General features: G+C 60.7%; 21 protein-coding genes. 8 read left to right on the forward strand and 13 right to left on the reverse strand.

The window, feature by feature from the left end:
* Positions 1 to 55: 55 nt before the first annotated feature.
* The 3 genes from metX to AC1ENN_RS04970 form a co-directional block, all read right to left on the reverse strand.
* Positions 56 to 1,261 (reverse strand): homoserine O-acetyltransferase MetX, encoded by a 1,206-nt coding sequence (gene metX / locus AC1ENN_RS04960; RefSeq protein WP_449648810.1) that lies wholly within the window; start codon positions 1,259 to 1,261, stop codon positions 56 to 58.
* A 119-nt stretch (positions 1,262 to 1,380) separates the two neighbouring features.
* Positions 1,381 to 2,700 (reverse strand): bifunctional o-acetylhomoserine/o-acetylserine sulfhydrylase, encoded by a 1,320-nt coding sequence (locus AC1ENN_RS04965; protein WP_480406790.1) that lies wholly within the window; start codon positions 2,698 to 2,700, stop codon positions 1,381 to 1,383.
* 113 nt (positions 2,701 to 2,813) lie between these two features.
* The gene (locus tag AC1ENN_RS04970; protein ID WP_480406791.1) at positions 2,814 to 3,896 is read right to left on the reverse strand and encodes an acyltransferase family protein; all 1,083 of its coding nucleotides are present in this window, start codon (positions 3,894 to 3,896) and stop codon (positions 2,814 to 2,816) included.
* A gap of 100 nt (positions 3,897 to 3,996) precedes the next feature.
* Between AC1ENN_RS04970 and AC1ENN_RS04975 the strand changes: the two genes are divergently transcribed.
* From AC1ENN_RS04975 to AC1ENN_RS04985, 3 genes are all read left to right on the forward strand, one after another.
* Positions 3,997 to 4,581 (forward strand): TetR/AcrR family transcriptional regulator, encoded by a 585-nt coding sequence (locus tag AC1ENN_RS04975; protein ID WP_449648813.1) that lies wholly within the window; start codon positions 3,997 to 3,999, stop codon positions 4,579 to 4,581.
* On the forward strand, positions 4,578 to 5,570 hold the full coding sequence (locus AC1ENN_RS04980; protein ID WP_480406792.1) for an NAD-dependent epimerase/dehydratase family protein: 993 nt from the start codon (positions 4,578 to 4,580) through the stop codon (positions 5,568 to 5,570). The genes AC1ENN_RS04975 and AC1ENN_RS04980 overlap by 4 nt, the downstream gene beginning before the upstream one ends.
* A 69-nt stretch (positions 5,571 to 5,639) precedes the next feature.
* Entirely contained in the window at positions 5,640 to 6,413 is a 774-nt protein-coding gene (locus tag AC1ENN_RS04985) for an SDR family oxidoreductase (RefSeq protein WP_449648815.1), read from the forward strand.
* Here AC1ENN_RS04985 and AC1ENN_RS04990 read toward each other — a convergent pair.
* Entirely contained in the window at positions 6,410 to 7,933 is a 1,524-nt protein-coding gene (locus AC1ENN_RS04990; RefSeq protein ID WP_480406793.1) for an MFS transporter, read from the reverse strand. The genes AC1ENN_RS04985 and AC1ENN_RS04990 overlap by 4 nt on opposite strands.
* A 44-nt stretch (positions 7,934 to 7,977) precedes the next feature.
* Here AC1ENN_RS04990 and AC1ENN_RS04995 point away from each other — a divergent pair, with 44 nt between their 5' ends.
* Positions 7,978 to 8,658 (forward strand): uracil-DNA glycosylase, encoded by a 681-nt coding sequence (locus tag AC1ENN_RS04995; protein ID WP_480391968.1) that lies wholly within the window; start codon positions 7,978 to 7,980, stop codon positions 8,656 to 8,658.
* A 77-nt stretch (positions 8,659 to 8,735) separates the two neighbouring features.
* Complete coding sequence (locus AC1ENN_RS05000; RefSeq protein WP_480406794.1) at positions 8,736 to 9,242, forward strand: N-acetyltransferase family protein; 507 nt, start codon at positions 8,736 to 8,738, stop codon at positions 9,240 to 9,242.
* Positions 9,243 to 9,348: 106 nt separating this feature from the next.
* Here AC1ENN_RS05000 and AC1ENN_RS05005 read toward each other — a convergent pair whose 3' ends face one another.
* From AC1ENN_RS05005 to AC1ENN_RS05015, 3 genes are read right to left on the reverse strand one after another with little or no spacing between them, the layout of a single operon-like run.
* Positions 9,349 to 10,119: an ABC transporter permease gene (locus AC1ENN_RS05005; RefSeq protein ID WP_449648819.1), complete on the reverse strand. Its 771-nt coding sequence runs from the start codon at positions 10,117 to 10,119 to the stop codon at positions 9,349 to 9,351.
* A complete protein-coding gene (locus AC1ENN_RS05010; RefSeq protein ID WP_480406795.1) occupies positions 10,116 to 11,006 on the reverse strand; it encodes an ABC transporter ATP-binding protein in 891 nt (296 codons plus the stop codon). Before AC1ENN_RS05010 ends, AC1ENN_RS05005 begins: the two co-directional genes overlap by 4 nt.
* The gene (locus AC1ENN_RS05015) at positions 11,003 to 11,362 is read right to left on the reverse strand and encodes a GntR family transcriptional regulator (protein ID WP_197126406.1); all 360 of its coding nucleotides are present in this window, start codon (positions 11,360 to 11,362) and stop codon (positions 11,003 to 11,005) included. Before AC1ENN_RS05015 ends, AC1ENN_RS05010 begins: the two co-directional genes overlap by 4 nt.
* Positions 11,363 to 11,492: 130 nt before the next feature.
* Here AC1ENN_RS05015 and AC1ENN_RS05020 point away from each other — a divergent pair, with 130 nt between their 5' ends.
* Both AC1ENN_RS05020 and AC1ENN_RS05025 read left to right on the forward strand, forming a co-directional pair.
* A complete protein-coding gene (locus tag AC1ENN_RS05020) occupies positions 11,493 to 12,908 on the forward strand; it encodes an amidase (protein WP_480406796.1) in 1,416 nt (471 codons plus the stop codon).
* Positions 12,909 to 12,943: 35 nt separating this feature from the next.
* Positions 12,944 to 13,315, forward strand: coding sequence for a siderophore-interacting protein (locus AC1ENN_RS05025; protein ID WP_480406797.1), 372 nt, complete (start codon positions 12,944 to 12,946; stop codon positions 13,313 to 13,315).
* A gap of 15 nt (positions 13,316 to 13,330) precedes the next feature.
* Here the strand turns inward: AC1ENN_RS05025 and AC1ENN_RS05030 are convergent, their stop codons facing one another.
* Genes AC1ENN_RS05030 through AC1ENN_RS05040 form a run of 3 tightly spaced genes read right to left on the reverse strand, consistent with a single transcriptional unit; the run spans position 13,331 to position 16,023 of the window.
* A complete protein-coding gene (locus tag AC1ENN_RS05030) occupies positions 13,331 to 13,780 on the reverse strand; it encodes a hypothetical protein (protein WP_449648824.1) in 450 nt (149 codons plus the stop codon).
* Positions 13,781 to 13,801: 21 nt separating this feature from the next.
* Positions 13,802 to 15,214 (reverse strand): dihydrolipoyl dehydrogenase family protein, encoded by a 1,413-nt coding sequence (locus tag AC1ENN_RS05035; RefSeq protein ID WP_480406798.1) that lies wholly within the window; start codon positions 15,212 to 15,214, stop codon positions 13,802 to 13,804.
* A gap of 8 nt (positions 15,215 to 15,222) precedes the next feature.
* Positions 15,223 to 16,023: a crotonase/enoyl-CoA hydratase family protein gene (locus AC1ENN_RS05040; protein WP_480406799.1), complete on the reverse strand. Its 801-nt coding sequence runs from the start codon at positions 16,021 to 16,023 to the stop codon at positions 15,223 to 15,225.
* Between the two features lie 84 nt (positions 16,024 to 16,107).
* Here AC1ENN_RS05040 and AC1ENN_RS05045 point away from each other — a divergent pair, with 84 nt between their 5' ends.
* Entirely contained in the window at positions 16,108 to 16,425 is a 318-nt protein-coding gene (locus AC1ENN_RS05045) for a DUF4333 domain-containing protein (RefSeq protein WP_449648827.1), read from the forward strand.
* A 45-nt stretch (positions 16,426 to 16,470) separates the two neighbouring features.
* Here AC1ENN_RS05045 and AC1ENN_RS05050 read toward each other — a convergent pair whose 3' ends face one another.
* Genes AC1ENN_RS05050 through AC1ENN_RS05060 form a run of 3 tightly spaced genes read right to left on the reverse strand, consistent with a single transcriptional unit; the run spans position 16,471 to position 20,154 of the window.
* Positions 16,471 to 17,292 (reverse strand): arginase family protein, encoded by an 822-nt coding sequence (locus AC1ENN_RS05050; protein ID WP_480391977.1) that lies wholly within the window; start codon positions 17,290 to 17,292, stop codon positions 16,471 to 16,473.
* A 21-nt stretch (positions 17,293 to 17,313) separates the two neighbouring features.
* Positions 17,314 to 18,051: a PspA/IM30 family protein gene (locus AC1ENN_RS05055; protein ID WP_449648829.1), complete on the reverse strand. Its 738-nt coding sequence runs from the start codon at positions 18,049 to 18,051 to the stop codon at positions 17,314 to 17,316.
* Between the two features lie 39 nt (positions 18,052 to 18,090).
* Positions 18,091 to 20,154: a TPM domain-containing protein gene (locus tag AC1ENN_RS05060; RefSeq protein ID WP_480406800.1), complete on the reverse strand. Its 2,064-nt coding sequence runs from the start codon at positions 20,152 to 20,154 to the stop codon at positions 18,091 to 18,093.
* Between the last annotated feature and the right edge of the window lie 39 nt (positions 20,155 to 20,193).

The following is a 20,193-nucleotide window of genomic DNA, read 5'->3' on the forward strand; positions in this document are numbered from 1 at the left end:
GAGGAATCGGCAATTTCTCGTCAACACGCTCAGAGCGCGCTGATTCCCAGCAGGACTAGAGGTTGAGAAGGCGGCGAAGTTGGTCGCTGACGAGCTCAGCTTCAATCAAGAATCCGTCGTGTCCGAACGGCGAATGGATGACGTGCGGCACTGCGCCATCGATATTCCCTGGCAAATGCTCGGCAATGATTTCTTGGCCGGAGACCGGGAACAGTCGGTCGCTATCGATGCCAAGGACCAGGGCGGGCATCGTGGCCCGGCTGAGAGCCTGTTGCATTGTGCCTCGCCCGCGTGCGACATCGTGCGAGCTCATCGCTTCTGCGAGTGTGATGTAGCTGTTGGCATCGAAACGGCGCGCAAACTTGTTGCCGTGAAAATCGAGATAACTCTCAACCGCATAGCGACCGCCGCGGCCCCACGGGCTCACTTCGCTTTGCCACGTGCGCGCAAAGCGTTCATTCAATTCATCGGATGATCGGTAGTTGAGCAGCGCGAGACGCCGCGCGAGTGCGAGGCCCCGGTGCGGACCGTCACCGTCGGCGGCGTCGTAGTAGGCCCCATCGGCAAAAGCGGGATCAGTGCGGATGGATTCCACCTGCACAGAGTTGTGGGCAATCTGGTCTGCCGTTGAGACCGGTGGCGCAGCAAGGATCGCAACGCGAGCAACCCGGTCGGTGTGGCCGACGGCCCACTCGATGGCGTGCATCCCACCCATGGAGCCACCGATGACGGCAGCCCACTGGTCGATGCCAAGAACGTCGCTCAGGGCGACCTGTGCTGCGACTTGGTCGCGAATGGTGATGAACGGGAACCGGGCGCCAAACTCGGCTCCATCGGGGGCGTGTGATGCCGGACCAGTGCTGCCCTGGCAACCACCCAAAATGTTGGGGGAGACGACGAACCAGCGGTCGGTGTCGATTGCTTTGCCCGGACCAACAAGGTCGTTCCACCATCCGGCAGTTGAATGACCATGACCGGGGGTGCCCGCAATATGGCTGTCGCCGGTGAGGGCGTGCGCGACGAGGATGGCGTTGGATGCATCGTCGTTGAGAGTTCCGTGAGTCTCGTATGCGATGCGTGCGGAAGGGAGCGCGCCGCTGAACTCAAGCGAAAGATTAGCGACGGTGACAAACAGCCGCTGACCGACAGGATCGCCCTCGCGCCAGGCGCCCGTTGCTGGGGGCTTGCCGAGGAGTGAACGCACGTTTGCGTCGGTGATAAATGCTGAAGGAACAGTGTCCTCAGGTGTCTGCCAGTCCATGTCCTCTTAAGTATCGCGAACTAATCCGTTGGGCACGAAATTATTACGCGGATCGGGTGCCCGGTTAACGAGAAAATGGCGGCGGTGTTCAGGGAACACCGCCGCCAGGATCAGCAGTATTAGGCGCGAGCGCGAACCTCAGCGGTCTTTGCGCGTGCCGCATCAAAGCCGGACTGCAGGTCGGCTGTGATGTCGTCGATGTTCTCGAGGCCCACCGAAAGTCGCACCAGTCCTGGTGTGACTCCAGCAGTCAACTGCTGCTCGGGGGAGAGCTGGGAGTGGGTGGTCGACGCGGGGTGAATGATGAGGCTGCGCACGTCACCAATGTTGGCAACGTGGCTGAACAGCGAGACACCGTTGACGAAGGAGCGACCAGCTTCTACGCCACCCTTGAGCTCGAAGGAGAGAACTCCGCCGACACCCTTGGGAGCGTACTTGTTCGCGTTGGCGTACCACGGGCTCGACGGCAGACCGGCGTAGTAGACAACGTCAACGTCTTCGTGGTTGTCAAGCCACTCGGCGATGGCCTGCGCGTTCTGAACGTGGCGCTCGATGCGTAGGCTGAGCGTCTCGATGCCCTGAATGAGCGAGAACGCGCTGTCGGGAGAGATTGCTGCACCCAAGTCGCGGAGCAATTGCACGCGGGCCTTGATGATGTAGGCAATGGCGTCGCCGAGCACGCCCGTGTAGCTCGCGCCGTGGTACGAGGGGTCGGGCTCAGTGAGCCCCGGGAACTTCTCAACGTTCTTCGACCATTCGAACTTTCCACCGTCGACGATAACTCCGCCGAGAACCGTGCCGTGGCCACCCAAGAACTTCGTTGCTGAATGAACGACGATGTCGGCCCCGTGCTCGAAGGGGCGAATGAGGTACGGAGTCGCGATCGTGTTGTCGACGATCAGCGGAACACCTGCCTCGTGGGCGACATCGGCAACGAGCGAAATGTCGAGAACGTTGATGCGCGGGTTACCGATGGTCTCAGCAAACAGAAGTTTGGTGTTGGGGCGCACCGCTGCGGCCCACTCGGCTGCGTCATCCTGATTTTCAACGAACGTGGTTTCGATGCCGAGCTTGGCGAGCGTGTACTTAAAGAGGTTGTAAGTTCCGCCATAGACAGACGATGACGACACGATGTGGTCGCCAGCCTGGGCGATGTTGAGAACCGCGAAGGTAGTTGCCGACTGGCCGGAAGCGAGCAGCAGTGCAGCGGTTCCGCCTTCGAGAGCGGCTACGCGCTGCTCGACGACATCCTGTGTTGGATTCTGGATGCGGGTGTAAATGTTTCCGAACTCGGCAAGAGCAAAGAGGTTCTTGGCGTGATCAGCATCGTTGAACACGTAGGCCGTGGTCTTGTAGATCGGTGTAGCCCGCGCGTTAGTGGTCGGGTCAGGCTGCGCACCGGAGTGGATCTGCTTGGTTTCGAAGTTCCAGTCGCTCACGGCGGCCTCCTCAGGTTTAAGGGTGGATCGGGCTATCCGCCACGCTCAGAGCCTAAGCAGGGTCCCTCTGACGGTCAATCAGCGCTGAAATATGTCGTAACTCAACTTTTCTTTTAATCTTTGGCGACTTCGTCTGGTAACGGCGTAAACAACCACAGCGGTTTTGGCTCAATGATGTAGTGGAATATCTTCTTCACAAATGGCGTCGACAACACGAGAGCAACCCCAATTGACGCAAGAACGAGGCTGAGCAGCCACATTGCGGAAGCTCGTTCATCATGCAGCAGTCCGCTTTCTCGAAGGGGATAGAGAACGAAGCTGTGCAGAAGATAGACGTACATGGTCGCTTGCCCGGCATCCGTGATCCAGGTGTGGCGTCGTGGAACGAGTGAGAAGAACGCCGCGCTGAGAATTACGGCAAGCAGGATGAGCCCCAATCGCACGCCTCCAGCCCACCACTGGTTTTCGCCGAGGCCTTGGTAGGAGTCGTCGTAGAAGAACCAGAAGCGCAAGTCGATGGTTCGCCAGAGCTCGATGTTGCCGAGGATTATTGCCAACCAGCCAGCGAAAACGGTGACGGCAAGTCCGCGATACAGCCAAACGGAACGTGTAACGGTTTGCCATCTTTCGATGGTTCGCCATTCACGAAGCTTCCAGCCAAGAACGAAGAAGGGCAGGATGCCGATCGCGCGTGAGAGCGAGAAAGTGCTGTCGACATTGTCGAAATAGCCAACCCCCACCGAGCCGATTATGGCCCACAGCAACGGCCAGCGGAGTAACGCTAGGTAGGGCAGGATCAGTCGAAAGATTCCGAGAGCGAGCAGGAACCATAGGGTCCAGCTTGGCTTCGACGGGTTGAGATCAGTCTCACCTTCAGCAAAATACTTCACGAGAGCCCAAATCGCCTCCATGATGAAATACGGCAGCAGGATGTCGGTGAGAACTCGCCGCATTTGAAGCGCTGAGGGAGCCCCGGGTTTAGAGAAATAGCCACTGATAATGGCGAACGCCGGCATGTGGAAGGCGTAGATAAACAGGTAGAGCGCGAGAGCGTAGTTGGAGTCATACGTGAGGCGCTGGATTCCGTGCCCAATCACCACAAGGGTGACGGCAAGAAAGCGCGCATTGTCCCAGTGCGGCATGCGCGCCTTGGGGGTGCGGGCGGGTGCCGCGGTGGTGAGAGAAGCTCCGGTCATTCGTTGAAGTGTAGTGCGCGAGACCGTGAGCTTCGTGTGCCTTCCCCGCCGGAAGCGAGACTAGATTGACTAGTCACTCTAAAATACCTACGGTGGAAGAATGAAACACAAACCGGAGGCGATTCTTGATGCCGCCATCGTGCTTTTCGATCGAGAGGGCATTGGAGTCTCAACGGCAAAGGTTGCCGCTGTCGCTGGTGTGTCCAATGGGACCCTCTTCAATTACTTCTCGTCGAAGCAAAAATTGCTCGACGCCGTGTATGGGCATCTCACCGACGAGCTCGCCGAGGCGTTGGGAGAATTCGACCGCCACGCGGCGCCTCGTGAGCAATTCTTTACGGCATGGCGGCGGTGGCTGGAATGGGCCAAGGGCTATCCAGAGCACCATCGAGTGAAACTATTGCTCAAGGGCGCAGATCTCGTGAGTCCTCAGGCGCAACAGGTCGCGGACGCCCATTTCGGAGCGCTGTATCTCCTGCTTGCGGAGTGCTCGCGAGCAAACCTTTTTGTCGATCTCCCCGACGAGTATTTAGCCGAGACGTTTATCCGTCAACTGGAGTTGTCCGTCGACAGCGCGCTCACTCCTGAGCAGGGCGAACGAGCGTTCACCGTGCTCTGGAACGGCATTACCCGCCCCGCCTCTCATGCCATCCCGCTACAAGAATCTTTTCAGGAGAAATCATGACCACCGTGCTCGTTACTGGCGCATCAGGCTTCATCGCTAAACACATCGTTCGCGAATTGTTGGAGAAAAACTACGCCGTGAAAGCGGCAGTTCGCTCAGAAAAGCGGCAGGCACAGGTCGAGGCGCTATTCCCCGGTGCTGATTTGAGCTTCGTGTCGCTCGACCTGCTCGCAGATCAGGGCTGGGCAGAGGCGATGGTCGGAGTGGATGTGCTTCTCCACACCGCGTCTCCTTTCCCCGTTGATGAGCCCAAAGACCCCCAGGAGCTTATCCGGCCTGCCGTTGAGGGCACGCGCCGGGCATTAAGCGCAGCGCAGGCCGCTGGGGTGCACCGCGTCATCCTCACCTCGAGCTGCGCCGCAATCTATAAAGATTCAGCCAAGCCGCGAATGGATGCCTCTACGCCGGCGAACTGGACAGACCCTAAGCATCCCGATACGACTGCCTACGAAGCATCCAAGACTTTGGCAGAACGTGCGGCGTGGCAATTTGTGGCCGAGCACCCCGAAATGCAGCTCACTACGATCAACCCGGGAGCCGTCTTTGGTCCGCCGATGGATGAGCACTACGCCACCTCATTGGCGTACGTTGAGCGCTTCCTCGGGGGCGTCGATCCGGCGTACCCCAAATCGAACCTGCCGATCGTGGATGTGCGTGACGTTGCCCGCATGCATGTTGCAGCTATCGACAGCGCGGTGGCGATCGGCAAACGCTATCCGGCGAATGCGGGTGCGATGATGATTGCCGACGCCAGCGCCGTGCTCAAGAAGGTCTATCCGGAGCGCAAGATCACTACCCGGCAACTGCCCGACTGGCTGGTGAAAGTTGTTGCTCGTGTCAACCCCGCGGTGCGGGCCCTTGCCGGTTCCATCCAACGCAACCTCGATGTTGACGGTTCCGATGCCCCGCGTGACTTGGGCTTCACCTACATTTCCTCTACCGCCGCCATTCTGGCTTGTGCTGAATACCTCGTCGCGAACGAACGCTAGGGCGCTCCCGCGGAGCGGGTGGGTGGTATCCGGTGGCTGACCGCTACTGGATGCCGCTACTTTTAACACATGGCAATCAAGCGAGTAGTAGTTACCGGGGCAAGCTCAGGCATTGGCGAGGCGACTGCTCGTCGGTTCGCCAATAACGGATGGCGTGTGGTCGCTGTTGCGCGTCGTGAGGAACGGCTCGCGGCGCTCGCGGCCGACACCGGGGTTGACACGTTCGTTGCCGACGTGACGAAACAGGATGACGTGGAGGCGCTCGCCGCCTACCTTCGTGAACTTGGCCCCATCCATGCGCTCGTCAACAACGCGGGCGGCGCGCTCGGCGTCGCGAGTGTTGAAGAGAGCGACGCGGATGATTGGATCCGGATGTTCGACGTCAACGTCGTGGGAACCAAGCGCGTTACCAGCGCGCTCTTGCCGCTGCTGCGCGAAGCGATCGTTGAGGGCGAGACGGCGAGCATCCTCATGATTACGTCAATTGCCGCCACCGTGCCTTATGAAGGCGGCAGCGGCTACAACGCAGCCAAGTTTGCCCAGCACGCCCTCACCGCTGTGTTGCGGCTCGAGCTTGCGGGGGAGCCGATCCGGGTGATCGAGGTTGCTCCCGGCATGGTGAAGACAGAAGAGTTCGCGCTCGTTCGTTTCGGCGGAGACGCTGCCAAGGCAGACACCGTCTATGAGAATGTGCCCGACCCGCTGGTTGCCGATGACATTGCCGAGGCAATTGTGCACGCTCTTGAGCTGCCGCCGTTCGTCAACCTCGACCTCATCACGATCAAGCCTGTTGCCCAGGCTGCGCCGCACAAGATGATCAGGGGCGCGCTGAAGGTTCGTTAGTCGTTGCTGTTTCTGGGCGCTGCCGCAGGTTCGGTTCTCGCGGTCCCCGTGTCGTCCGCTCCTACTGCTGGCACGAGCTCATCGATGTCATCCACCACGTCGGCAAAGGCTAGCTTCGGCACCAAGAACAGCAGCACGGCGGCGACGAGTGCACCAACACCGCAGATCGTGAACACCGTCAGGTAGCCGAACAAGCTTGAAGCGGTTTCGGTGACGGCGGATGCCGCCCCGGCCAGAAGCACGATGGCGAAGATCGCCGAGGCGAACGAGCCACCAATCGTCTTGGTCGTGTTGGTGAGAGCAGTCGCGATGCCGGTCTGGCCCCGCGGGGCAGCGGCAGCGGCAGCGGCAGGGAGCGCACCGACGAGGGCACCCGAGCCAAGACCCGCGATGCTCATGTTGAGGAAGACGCTCAGCACTGTCGCATGGAATGGCAAGAACATGAGGTAGCCGGTTGCGACGAAGAACGTGGCCACGATGAGGGCAACCCGCGGACTCTTCCACTTCGACAGAATCGGGAAGAGCAGCGCTCCCACAATCATTGACACAAGGTAGGCGCCGATAATGTACGAGATCTCATCCGATTCCATTCCGAGGCCGTACCCGTTGATCGGGTCGGTGCCGGCGAAGGTCGCGAGCGGTGCCTGGGCGCCGAGGAGGCTGATGCCGACAAGCCCCGCAGTGAGTTGGATGGGCCACATGCTCGGGTCTCGCAACATCCGAAGATCGATCGCAGGATCTTTCTGGCGCAGTTCGTAACGACCCCACGGAATGAAGGTGGCGACACCAGCGAGCATGATGACGTACACCCACAGAGCGCCTGGCCCGTTGATTCGCAAGAACGTGAGCCCCGACGTGATGAGCAAGAGGCCGAAAGTGAGGAGCACGAAGCCCCAGAAGTCGAGCGTGCGGCCGGGCAGCGGTTTCGATTCGGGTACACCGAACAGGATCACGAAGAAGACGATCGTTACCGCGATGGCGGGGATCATGAGGGTCTGCTGCACGTTCTCGCCAAAGGCCTTGAAGATGCGGCCGCCACCGAGGGCACCGATGATGGCACCGGCTTCGAGGGCAACGACGAGGAATCCCGCAGCGCGGCGAGTTTGTGATGCGCCCATTCCCGTCGTGCGTCCGCGGTCGAAGATCAGTGCGACTTCGAGCGGGAGCCAGACGACGTAGAACCCCTGCAGCGCCCACGCGATCAGGAAGCTCGTGAAGTCACCCGTGAACGCCAACCACCACGTTGCTCCGGCGGTGAGGACGGTCGAGATCAGCAGGATGCGCTTGTGGCCGTGCATATCGCCGAGCTTCGCCAAAATCGGCACCACAATGGCGCTCAGGAGCAGCTGGGCGGCCTCAAACCAGTTGAAATCAGCGTCGCGGATGCCTAAATGCTCGACGAGGTCGGGGATCAGCGGGATGTAGTACCCCTGGATGATTCCGCTCACCAGTTCGACAAAGAAGAGGTAGCCGATGAGGCCCATCGTGATGGCCCCGGATTTTCCGCGCAGGAATGACATGAACGGATGCTATCGGTAGCGGGGGCGGAAGCTAGCGTAGTGACATGGATTTCAGCAGTGTCGACCCCGGGTGGTCTCGCGTACTCGACCCCGTCGCGACTCAGCTCGAGGCGGTTGCTGCCTTTCTTGCTGAGGAGACTGCGAAGGGACGCGAGTGGCTTCCCGCCGAAAACGCAGTGCTGCGGACCTTTCGTGAGCCTTTCGATGACGTGCGAGTGCTCATCGTCGGCCAAGACCCGTATCCGACGCCCGGGCACGCCGTGGGGCTAGCGTTCTCGGCCGACCGGGCGGTGCGACCGCTACCGCGCAGTCTCGGCAACATCTACCGCGAACTCAACGACGACCTCGGGATCCCGCCAGCAACTCATGGCGATCTCAGCGCGTGGCAATGCCAAGGGGTGCTGCTGCTCAACAGGGTGCTGACAGTGAGGGCGGGGGAGGCGGGCTCCCATCGTCGTCACGGCTGGGAAGAAGTGACGGCCCACGCGATACGCGCGCTCGCGGAGAGGCCGCAACCGCTTGTTGCCGTGCTGTGGGGCAAGGATGCGGCATCCGTTGCACCACTGTTGGGCGATACCCCGGTGATCATGAGTGCTCACCCGAGCCCGCTCTCTGCTCGTCGGGGTTTCTTCGGTTCGAAGCCATTTAGTCGCGTGAACGCTGCGCTCGAGGCGCAAGGCGCTGAGCCCATCGACTGGCGAATCGACCCGTCACCAGCCCCATAAAATAAGAGTCTCGTCACCCTCGGGGCGAGACAGTCTTCACCACTCACCTTCTTTGTCACGACACCTCGGGAGCAGCCATGGCACACCACTTTAGAGACGCCATCGCAGCGGATGATGTGGCGCTCGCCGAAATCTATGGTTACTACGTGAGCACGACCGTTGTCACGTTCGACATTGTCGAGGTCACTCCCGAGATCATGACGGCCAAGCGCACGTCGGTTGAAGAGTCGGGGCTGCCGTTCATCGTCGCGGTTGACGACGACGAGCGCGTGCTCGGCTACGCCGCGATGTTCCCGTGGCGTCCTAAGGCCGCCTACAAGCGTACGGCCGAGGGCTCGATCTATCTCTCGCCGTCTGCGACAGGCCAGGGTGTTGGCGGTGCGCTGCTCAACGAACTCATTGAACGTGGGCGTCGGGCGGGCATCCGCGAAATTATTGCCGTCATTTCGGATGAGGGAACCGAGGCCTCCGTGCACCTGCACCAGAAATTGGGCTTCGAATCCATCGGGCATCTCAAGCGCGTCGGCTTCAAGTTCGACCGCTGGGTCGGCACGTACCTGTTGCAGAAGTCGCTCGACGCCTAGACCCTCGCTCTCGAACAGCTCTCGAGCGCACGGATGCCCGGCCTCCCGCGAAGGGAGAGCCGGGCATCCGCGTATCTGGGCCGGTGTATCGACCGCCGCGTTTGAGCTACGCCGCGTTTCTCGGGGTTGCCCGCCGCAGCAGCGTGAACCCGGCCACGCCGCTGATCGCGGTGAGCACGAGGCTCCAAGCCGCGACCCCGAGAACGCCGAGGTCGACCAGCGTGGCACCAACCGCAGCCCACGAGTCCGTGAAGGTCGCCAGCGCAATCAATCCGACGAGGAGTGCTCCGACGATGATAAAGAACACGGAAACGCCGGTTGCCTTCCAACGAACCCAGACAGCGGCAATCGCTGAACCGAAGAAGAGGAAGAACAGGAACAAAACGAAAACGACAAAAATGCGTTCGGGCGTGGAATCGCCGAAGTAGATCGGTGCGAACATGGTGCCACCCATCCCCCAGCCGTTGGTTGCGTTTTCGATGGCGGCCAGAACGCTCAAGCCCGTGGTGTAGATGACGGCGAGGACCACGAAGGCAAGCGCGCTACCGAGGTAGTAGTCACGACGAGTGACGCCGTAGCCGAGGGCGAAAGGGAAAGTAATGCTGATCGCTTGAATCGCCACCACCATCATGTAAATGAAGATGAAGAAGCTGGATCCACCGAATTCTGTTCCTTCGAGTGCACCTACGCGAGCCTCGGGGGAGAGCGCCGAGAAAATCAGCCACCAAATTGTGAGAGTTCCCACGAATATCACGCCGAGAATGATCCAGGGTAGGCCGAGAGTCGTCCACGGGTTGGCGAAATGCAGTTTGGCGACATTGGCGATGCGCTTCAGGGGGCTTGCCGGTTGGGCGAGAGCCGTGGTTGTGGTGGTCATGCGCTGGCCTCGAATTCCTTAGTCTCGGTGCGGGTGAGTTGGATAATGAGCTGCTGCAACGACACCGGTGACAGTTCCAGCCCGGCAGCGTGTGCGTCGCGGCGCTCGCTCTCGCTGAGCCCGCCAACGGTCACCGAGCTGAGCCCGCCGATTCCGTCGCGGTGGAGCACTTCACGGTCACCGATGAACGTGTCGACAGTGGTCCGCATGCCGACAACGGTCGTCGCGCGATTGCGGAGAGTTTCGGCGTCCTCGTTGATGAGCAGCTTGCCGTCATCGATCACGAGTACGTGTTCGAGCAGGTTGCTGACCTCATCGATGAGGTGGGTGGAGAGGATCACAGTGCGCGGATGGTTGGCGTAGTCCTCAAGAAGGCGATCGTAGAAGATTTGGCGAGCCACGGCATCCAGACCCAGATAGGGCTCGTCGAAGAAGGTGAGTGGTGCGCGTGAGGCGAGGCCAACGATGACTCCGATGGAGGAGAGCTGGCCGCGCGAGAGCTTCTTGATGCGGCGGTCGACGGGGAGGCGGAAGTCGGCGATCAGGCGATCGGCGAATTCTTGGTCCCAGTTGGCGAAGAACCACGGGGCAGTCTTGAAGACATCTTTGGGGCGGAAGTCTTCGGGGTAGCGCTGGCTCTCTTTGATGAAGCAGGTGTTCTGCAGAACCTTGGCGTTCTCGACCGGGGGCTGGCCGAACAGCGAGATGGTGCCGCTCGAGGCGAATTCTTGGCCGGTGAGCAGTTGCATGAGCGTGGTCTTGCCGGCTCCGTTGCGACCGAGGAGGCCGTAAATCTTGTTCTCTTCGACGGTGAAGCTCACGTCGTTGACGGCGTTCACTTTGCCGAAGTGCTTGCTGAGGTTAGTTACCTCGATGGTGGAGGTCATGAGTTGTTCGCCTCCTTGGCGATCATCTGGGTGAGTTGGGCGGAGTCGATGCCGAGCTTTTCTGCTTCGGCCAAGAGGGGGCGAACGTACTCGCTGCTGAAGCTGTCGCGGCGGGCACCTTTGAGTTGTTCTTGAGCGCCGGTGGCGACGAACATTCCGATTCCTCGTTTCTTGTAGAGAATTCCGGCATCGACGAGCACGTTCACGCCTTTGAGGGCGGTCGCGGGGTTGATGCGATAGAAGGCTGCGAACTCGTTGATCGAGGGAGCCTGGCCTTCTTCGGGTAGTGCGCCGGAGATGATGTCGTTCTCAATGTTCTCGGCGACCTGCGCGAAGATGGGGCGAGAGTCATCCATGTGAGCCTCCTTTCTGAGTGCGGGTGGTGATCTAGCGGTGCTGCAGTGCTGCGGCGGCTAGTTGGTTAGTTGGTGATGTAACTAACCAACCAGCATGGCGGGACGTTGTCAACCCCCTTAGGCTGAATCCGTGTCAGAACTTCATCGCCTCACCGCCCTTGAGCAGCTACATCTCTTGCGATCGGGCGAGGTGAAGCCCACCGAACTCGTGGAGTGCTACCTCGATCGCATTGAACGGCTGAATCCTGAGCTGGGCGCTTTTACCGAGGTGACTCCGGATGCTGCGCGCCAGCGTGCTGTGGAGCTCGAAGCCTCTGGCGCCCGCGCCTCCGCCCTCTGGGGTCTGCCCTCGGGCGAAAAAGACTTGTGGGCCCGCGCCGGAGTGCGCACTGCCTATGGATCGCGCGCTTTTGCCGACTTCGTGCCTGAGGTGTCGGATGAGATCACCGACGTTCTCGATGCTGCCGGCGCGATCAGCCTCGGCAAAACCGCAACCCCCGAATTCGGACTGCCCGCCTACACTGAACCGCTCTCGGATGCCCCGGCCGTGAACCCGTGGGACACCTCGCTGGGCTCTGGCGGCAGCAGCGGGGGAGCGGCCGTCGCGGTCTCTGCCGGGCTCTTGCCGTTCGCGCCGGGCTCAGACGGTGGTGGCTCGATTCGCATCCCCGCCGCCGCGACTGGACTCGTTGGGCTCAAGCCGTCCCGTGGTCGTGTGCCCGCGGGCAGTGGTTTCGGTAGTCTCGGCCAGCTTCCCGTGACCGGGCCGCTCGCTCGCACAGTGGCCGATGCTGCGTTACTCCTCGATGGAATTGCCGGCCCCTCGCCGTTCTCAGTCGGCCCGCCCACGTGGGACGGCGGCGCCTTCCTCAACGCCGCGATCCGCGGCGAAGGCACCTTCAATATCGGCGTCATGATAACCTCGCCGTGGGACGACACCTACGAGATTTCTGTGTCGGCCGAAGCTCAGGATGCTCTCACCCTCGCTCGCGCAGCGCTCGACCAACTCGGCCACGGCAGCGAAGACTTCGCGCTCGACCCCTCACCCGAATACGCCGAAGCCTTCACGGTGCTGTGGCAAGCGGGAGCCGCCGGAATCCCGCTCGATGGTGAGCAACTCGAGCTCGTGGAACCCCTCACGAAATGGCTCATCGAAAGCGGGCGTCGGATGAGCGCGAGCGACGTGGGCGTCGCCATCGCGACCCTCTCTCGGTTTGAGCGCAGCGTCATCCGCCAGTTCTCGACCTACGACGCCGTGCTGACGCCGGCGATGGCCATGACGCCACGCCCGCTCGGCTGGTTTCATGCCGAGGATGCCTTCGAGAACTTTGCAAAGCAAGTGCAGTACACACCGTGGACGAGTTTCGTCAACGTCTCGGGCCTGCCCGCGATCAGCCTCCCCGTGCACGCAACCGCGGAAGGGCTGCCGATGGGCGTGCAGCTCATTGGCCGCCCCGGTCGCGAAGACGTGCTGCTCGCGATTGGCGCGCAGCTTGAGCGGCGCTTTCAATGGGGCTCGCGGCATCCGGCGGCGTTTGGGGCTTAGAGTCCGCCGAGAGCGCTTCGTTATTTAGGTAAGGCATGCCTATACTGGGATCAATGTTTCCCGAACTCTTCACCCCGCAGATCGCCTGGAATCCCCAGTCGGCTGACCGCGTGCTGCTCGCGGGAGACGAGACCTCGATCGACGCCATCTCGATGATTCTCGCGACATTGCCGGCCCGTTCTCGCGGCCAAGTTTTCATCGAGGTCGACTCCACTGACGATATCCAGCCGCTAGCGGCTCCCGGCCGTTTCAGTGTGTGCTGGCTACTACGCGAACGTGGCCAGAGCGTCGCTCGCTCGGTTGACGCGTGGTTGAGCGAAATGCTCCCCGTGAGCGCGTTCGGCGAAAGCACCGTCTATGCGTGGGTTGCCCATCAGGGCCCCGCTCGCCTGCTCAGCTCGAACTAGTTCACGGCGCTCCGCCTAAACCTTGGGTGTGCGCGCCGATCGGCCGCGAAGGTAACCGCCTAGCTCCAACCCGGCCTCGATTTCGAATCGATTCTTCAGAGCGTCCTGGCCGGCAAGCAAATACAGCGGGATAAACCACAATCCATAGTGCCGCCACTGTTTACGGTGCACAGCCTCATGCTCAAGCACCGTGTCGCTCACATTGTCGCATGTGAGATACACCGCGCCAATGGTCGTGCCGCCGCGACCAAACGCCCAGCGCGGCACATGCTCGGCAACAATCACACCGCCACGAAAACGCAATCGAAAGCCACTCAGTAGCCCACCCCACAGCAGCCCGGATGCGGTAGCAAACCAATACCCGGGTCGCGTAACAGCGGGGTGCAGCAGCACTCGCTGCACTCGCGGATTGTGTTCAGCTTGGGCAATGGCGCGGCCAAACCGTAGGCCTCGTGAAGCGCTCATTTCTTCAGCCCGTTGCCGTCGTTAGGGGCGACCAACAGCCTCGAGTAGCCGCAGCCACACCTCGCTGATTGTCGGATACGAGGGCACCGCATGCCAGAGGCGCGCGATAGGGACTTCGCCGACTATGGCGATCGTGGCAGAGTGCAGCAGCTCTGCGACATCCTGACCGACAAAGGTTGCACCGACAATGACCTGACGTTCTCGGTCAATGACGAGCCGTGCTTGGCCCTCATAGTTGTCGGCTTGAAGGCTTGCCCCGGCAACCCAACCGATGTTGTAGTCAACGATTTGAGTGTCTATTCCGTGCTTCTCGGCACCTTCAGCGGTGAGGCCAACTGAGGCGACTTCGGGGTCGGTGAACGTCACTTGGGGAACAGCGCAGTGATCTGCTGTTGCCACGTGAGACCCCCACGGTGCGTTATCGACCACAGCACCGGTGGCGCGTGCCACGATCACGTCGCCAGCAGCGCGCGCTTGATACTTACCCTGGTGGGTGAGCAGCGCACGATGGTTGACGTCACCAACGGCATACAGCCAGTCGGTGTCGTGCACGAGCATGGTGTCGTCAACGGCCAACCAGTCTCCGGGGGTGAAGCCGACGGTGTCGATTCCGATATCTGGGGTGCGCGCTGTGCGACCCGTCGCCACCAAAATTTCGGATGTGGTGAAACTTTCGGTTTCGGTATCAATGTCGATGCCGTGACCGGTGCGCTTGATGCGCGTGGGGGACGCCTTCACGATAGTGACGCCTCGCTCACGGAGGGCTTTCGCGACCAGGTCACTGGCAAAATCTTCTTGACCGTTGAGCACACCGCTACGAGCAAAGAGGATCACTTTGGCGCCAAGGTCACGGTAGGCGGTTGCCATCTCAACGCCGACAACGCCGCCACCAATGATGGCGAAGGATTCAGGAACTTCTTTGACGGATGTTGCTTCCCTTGGTGTCCACGGTTGCGCCTCAATGAGGCCAGAAATATTCGGAAGCATCGGCGTCGATCCGGTCGCGACGACAACTGCGTGATGTGCCGTCAACGTGGTGACCTCACCATCCTTTGCTGTGACGATGACTCGTTTAGGCCCATCGAGCCGCGCGTGGCCCCTCACGAGATCAATGCCCGCTTTCTCTACCCAACTGACTTGGCCAGCGTCATCCCAGTTGTTCGTGAAGCTGTCTCGGCGGGCGAGCAGAGCAGCAACATCGATGCCGCCCGTGACCGCTTCGGCTGCACCTGCCACGCGTGTGGCGGCACGCAGGGCGAGCCCGCTGCGAATGAGCGCCTTCGAGGGCATGCACGCCCAGTAGGAACATTCGCCGCCGACGAGTTCGCTTTCGACGAGTGCAACGCTCAGTCCGCCTTGCACAACCCGGTCAGCAACGTTTTCGCCGACAGCGCCGGCGCCAATAACAATGACATCCCACGCATTCTCAGTCACAGTGATCCCTACTTTCCGACGAAGTGTGCGGTTGTGCGCGTCATGAAAGCTTCCATGCCGATTCGGGCATCTTTGCTCTGAGCGACTGTGACAAGCGCTGGTTGAAGCCCGGCCTCTGCCGCAGCATCGCCCTCGCGAATAGCAAGATTAGCGTTGGCGAGGGCTGCCTGAACAGCGAGCGGTGCCTGAGCGGCGACCCGCTGAGCAAGCTCAAGTCCGCGGGCATACTGCTGGCCATGGGGCACGACCTCTTGCACCATTCCGATGCGATGAGCTTCGGCGGCATCGAAGCTGTCGCCGGTGAGAATCCAGCGCATCGCATTCGACCATCCAACTTGACGGGGAAAGCGGATAGTCGCTCCACCGAACGGAAGGATTCCGCGTGAGACTTCGACCTGGCCGAACACGCTTGAATCGGCCGCAACGGCAATGTCGCTGGCCAAAATCAGTTCAATTCCGAGGGTGAGGCAGGTGCCCTGAACGGTGATGACCACAGGTTTGGAGAGTTTCTGCCCGGAAACTTGCCACGGGTTTATCCCACCCTCGGGAACCATATCGAGACCATCGGCACCGATTCGGGGGCCGATATCGGCAAGATCGAGGCCGCCAGTGAAGTGGTCACCATGGGCAAAAACGAATCCGGCGCGCAACTCAGGGTCTCGCTCCAACTCGCCATAGGCAAGCGCAAGCTGCTGCAACATTTCCATGTCGGCGGCGTTGCGTTTGTCGACTCGATTGAGCCCGATGAGCAAGACGTGGCCATCTCGTTCCACGGTCACTTTGGTGTTACTGGTGTTGAGGTCAGTCATGGTCCCAGCCTACGACCCGCGCGCCAACGTGGGGAGGGAAGCTGACGATAAGCTCATACCCAGCCCTACTTTTCGGAGGTTCCCGTGTTGCGTTCCGCAATTCTTGCTCTCGCTGTTGCCTCGACGGCCCTCCTCGCTGGTTGCTCAAGCGAGCCGCCCGTTGAGGTCTCCGCGAGTTCGATTGCTTCGACGGCGGCCTCGGCGCTAGAGCAGTCCATCGGCGAGTTGCCTGAGATCGACTGCGGTGACGACATGGTCGAGCTGAAGAACGGCACAACCCTCGACTGTGTGTTGACTGATCCGGCGCTCAATGAAGACTTCGATAGTGAGGTCACTATCAAGGACGTCGATGGCGCCAATTATTCGGTGTCAGTCTCGGTAGCTGAGGAGCCTCGGGAATAGCACCCTGTTGTCGATGTCCCGGCTAGCGGCGACAAACAACGCGCCCTAACGTGCCGAGGTAATGGCGCCGATCAGTCGCAATATGGTCGGCAGATCATCCGCTGCCTGACTGACGGATGCCGGGGCAAATTCAGTAATTCCGGCGCCGGCAAGCGGATACTTGGCCACAATCGCGCGAATTGTGTCAGCGAGCAGTGCCGGAGTGATCCCAAACGGCACCGGGGATCCGAGACCCGCCATGTCGGCAGGGTCAAGCACATCGAGATCAATGTGGAGATACACGGACTCTGCGCCCGCTTCGGCCAGCGCCTCTAAGACTGACTCAGGAGAAAACTCGATCACACCAATCGAGCGGATGCCAGCATCCTCAATGTAAGTGTCTTCTTCGGGGTCTGCCGAGCGCACGCCGGCAAGAATCACCTGATCTGTCGTGAGCGGATGCGCGGGCACGAGTGGCGCTGCACCCTCACCCAGAAGAGTCCGAAGTACCATCCCCGTAAATGCACCAGAAGGGCTGGAGGCGGGAGTGTGCAGGTCGGGGTGGGCGTCAATCCAGACCACGACTGGTGCGTTGGCGCTGACATGCCCGATCGCCGCCAACTCGACACCACAATCGCCCCCGATCGTCACGTGGGTCGCAGAGTCTGCGGCATAGAGCTGAAGAGCTCGGTCGCGAACAAGCAAGAGTGAACTCAGGCGTTGAACGCCAGTGCCTTGGTGATCGCCAGCTTCGAGCGGCACGTCTACGGTGCGAGTCGATGCGGAGGGAAGATCGCCCCGAATCGACTCGGCACCGTCCACGAGTTGCATTGCTCGGGAAGACCCTGAGCCCTGCCACTGTGGAACGACAACGTAGTCAATTGTCATTCGTAAGATTTCGTGTTCGCGCTACTCGCCAGCCGTCACAGCTTTAGTGCCGCCCGACTTGAGCGCGGCCAGGCGGGCCTCAACTTCACTCTGCTTTCCGAGATCTTCTAGGCCTTCAAACTGGGCGTCGAGGCTGGATGCTGCCAACTCTTGCTGCCCAAGAACCTTGGCCTCTTCGCGCCGAATCTTGTCTTCGAAACGACCGAGGTCGCTAGTCGGGTCGAGCAGGTCGATCGACTTGAGAGCATCGTGAACTTGCGACTGCGCTTCGACAGTCTTGGAGCGAGCGACGAGTTCATCACGCTTTGCGGTCAGTTCGCTAAGTTTTGCGCGCATGCCGTCGAGCCCACTCTTGAGCTGATCAACAACGTGCGTTTGCGAGGCAATTGTTGGGGCGGCGGCACGGGCTTCGTTTTCGGAGGAAACCTGACGGCTGATGGCGATCTTCGCAAGGTTGTCGAACTTGTCAGCGTCAGCCGAGTTGCCCGCTGCGCGAAGTTCATCTGCCTTGTTGCTTGCCGCGAGGGCTTTACGACCCCAATCGGCGGCAGCGTTCCTGTCTTCGGTGTGATCCTGCTCCATGAGCCGGAGATTGCCGATCGTCTGAGCAACAGCGCTCTCCGCATCCGCAATGGAGTTCGTGTAATCACGCACAAGCTGGTCGAGCATCAACTGAGGGTCCTCGGCCTGGTCGAGAATCGAGTTGATATTCGCCTTCAGTAGTTGTGAAATACGTCCGAGGATCGACTGCTTTGCCATGCGACATGCCTTTCGTAAGTGTTACCGAGCAAACCGTACTTAGAATCTACCGCCGCGACTGCGACCGCCACCACTGCGACCAGAACTTCCGCCAGAGCGACTGCCGCCTCCAGAACGACTGCTGCCGCCCATCCGAGAACCACCAGAACGTGAACCACTCGAGCCCGAGCTGCCACCCCACGATGAGCCGCCCCACGACGGGCTCTGGCCTGACCGAGATGACCGTGAGCCCAAGCTGCCGCCGATAAGGCCTCCGATGATGCCACCAAGAATGTCTCCACCCGAGCTGCCACCACCGCTGAAACCGCCAAGCCCACCGAGCCCGCCCATGCCAGTACCCATTCCGCCGCCGGTCGAGAACTGCGAGACATCACGCTGTGCGAGATCGTATGCCGTCGCAGCTAGCTGATCGGCTTGTCTCGCATGCGTCAAGGCCGTAACCGGATCGGATGTCTGCAAAGCCAGTGCCTGCTTCACCTGACGATCGGCTTCGCTAATTCTCGTTCGCGCTTCGGAGCCGACACCACCGCGACGGGTCGTAATGAACTGTGCCGTCGTGGTGATTCGCGACTGAGCGCCCGCAAGCGCAGCTGTCAGTTGCGTCGCTGCCTGAGCGACGGCCGCCTGCTGATCACGCACCCCAATAAACACTGTTTCTAGGGCAGCGTTTGCCTCACCGAGCGAGCTCAAGCTCGCCATGGGATCATTCGAGTGAGCCTGTGCCGAGGCAAGAGCGGTTTCGGCAGTAGCGATGTATGGCTGCAATGCTGACGAGGTGTCGTCGCGGGGCAGAGCGCGAGCTGCAGCAATGTCTGAAGTGGTGTCTGTGATTGCGGCAGCCAGTTTTTGCTCCGCCGACGGCAACTCTGTCGCAAGTGAATCCACGGCATCCATGAGCTGCACGGCCTGACCTAATTGGGCCTGAGCTGTGCGCACAGCAACAGCAGCTTCACCAGATTTCTGGGCCTCGACCGCCGTACTGGCGGTCGCTGACGACTCAATGGCAGCGGCCAGCAGGGCGCGGGCTCGCTCCACATTGTCGGCCACAGAATCCAGCGCAGCTGGTGCATAGCGCTCCAATAACGAGGCCAAAGCTTTTTCTTCTGACGGAACCCGGTTGCTCGCGCTGGCAATCAGTGCCGACGTCTCAGCGAGGGCTGCCGGCGCGTTTGTTTCGAGTTGCCGCAATTCTTCAAAGGCGTCGGCTTGGTCATCCAACAGGCCATCGGCTTGCTCACACAGGGCGATGATTTCGAGGGTCACAGCGCGTTTCTCGTCAGCACTTTCTGGTTCGCTGTCATCAAGCTTCTGGCGCAGACGGAACGCTTGCGCAACAGTGCTATTTGCTTTCGCCAGCGACGCCTCAAACTCGGCAGTCGCGGCCGAACCAAACTGGGCAATCGCAAAACCAAGCTCCTGCTCGCTTGTCTTGAGTGCATCATCCATTTCGACTAGAGCGCTGCCTGCGCGACGGTCGAGTTCCTCCTGAGAGACACTCTCGCCCGGCTTCTGAGAATTGCCAGAGCTGCCTCGACGCCGCACGCGATAGATCGCATAGGCACCAACACCGACGACGGCAGCCCCGCCAACGATCGGTAGAAGCGGTATGCCACCTCCCGATGCTGCAGAAGGTGATGGTGCTTCTTCACCGGTGAGCGAATTCGCCCCCGCGATAGCTGCCTGCGCCCAATTATCGTTGCGAAGTTCTGCTTCGATAGCGCTCTCGGCCGCATCCAATTGAGCGTCAGTTACGGGCGCATCAGCGGAGACAGACAGCGAATACTGTCGTTGCGAAACAGCAACCGCCAGCAGAAGATCGGCGTCACCGAGGCCATTGGCCTCTGCCGTGGCATTCGCCCAGTCAATGGGAGCGTTGGGGTTCGTGAACTCGTCAACGTAGACCACAAAAAGTTGCACACCAGTCCGCTCGTACAGCGAGTCGAGAGCTGTGACAACGTCTGCAGTGCTGCCGTCGAGCACGCCGGTGGTGTCGATGACATAGGCGCCATCGAGCTGAACAGGGTCGTCGGCGAGAGCTGGCGCCGCTGTCATCACTGCGAGCCCAACAGCAAGGGCAAATACGGTGGCTAATCGAGCCTTCACTGGTGCTCCCTTGTCGACGAAAGTGACACGAGGAGTCTA

Source organism: Rhodoglobus sp. G.S.23 (genome assembly GCF_056675935.1).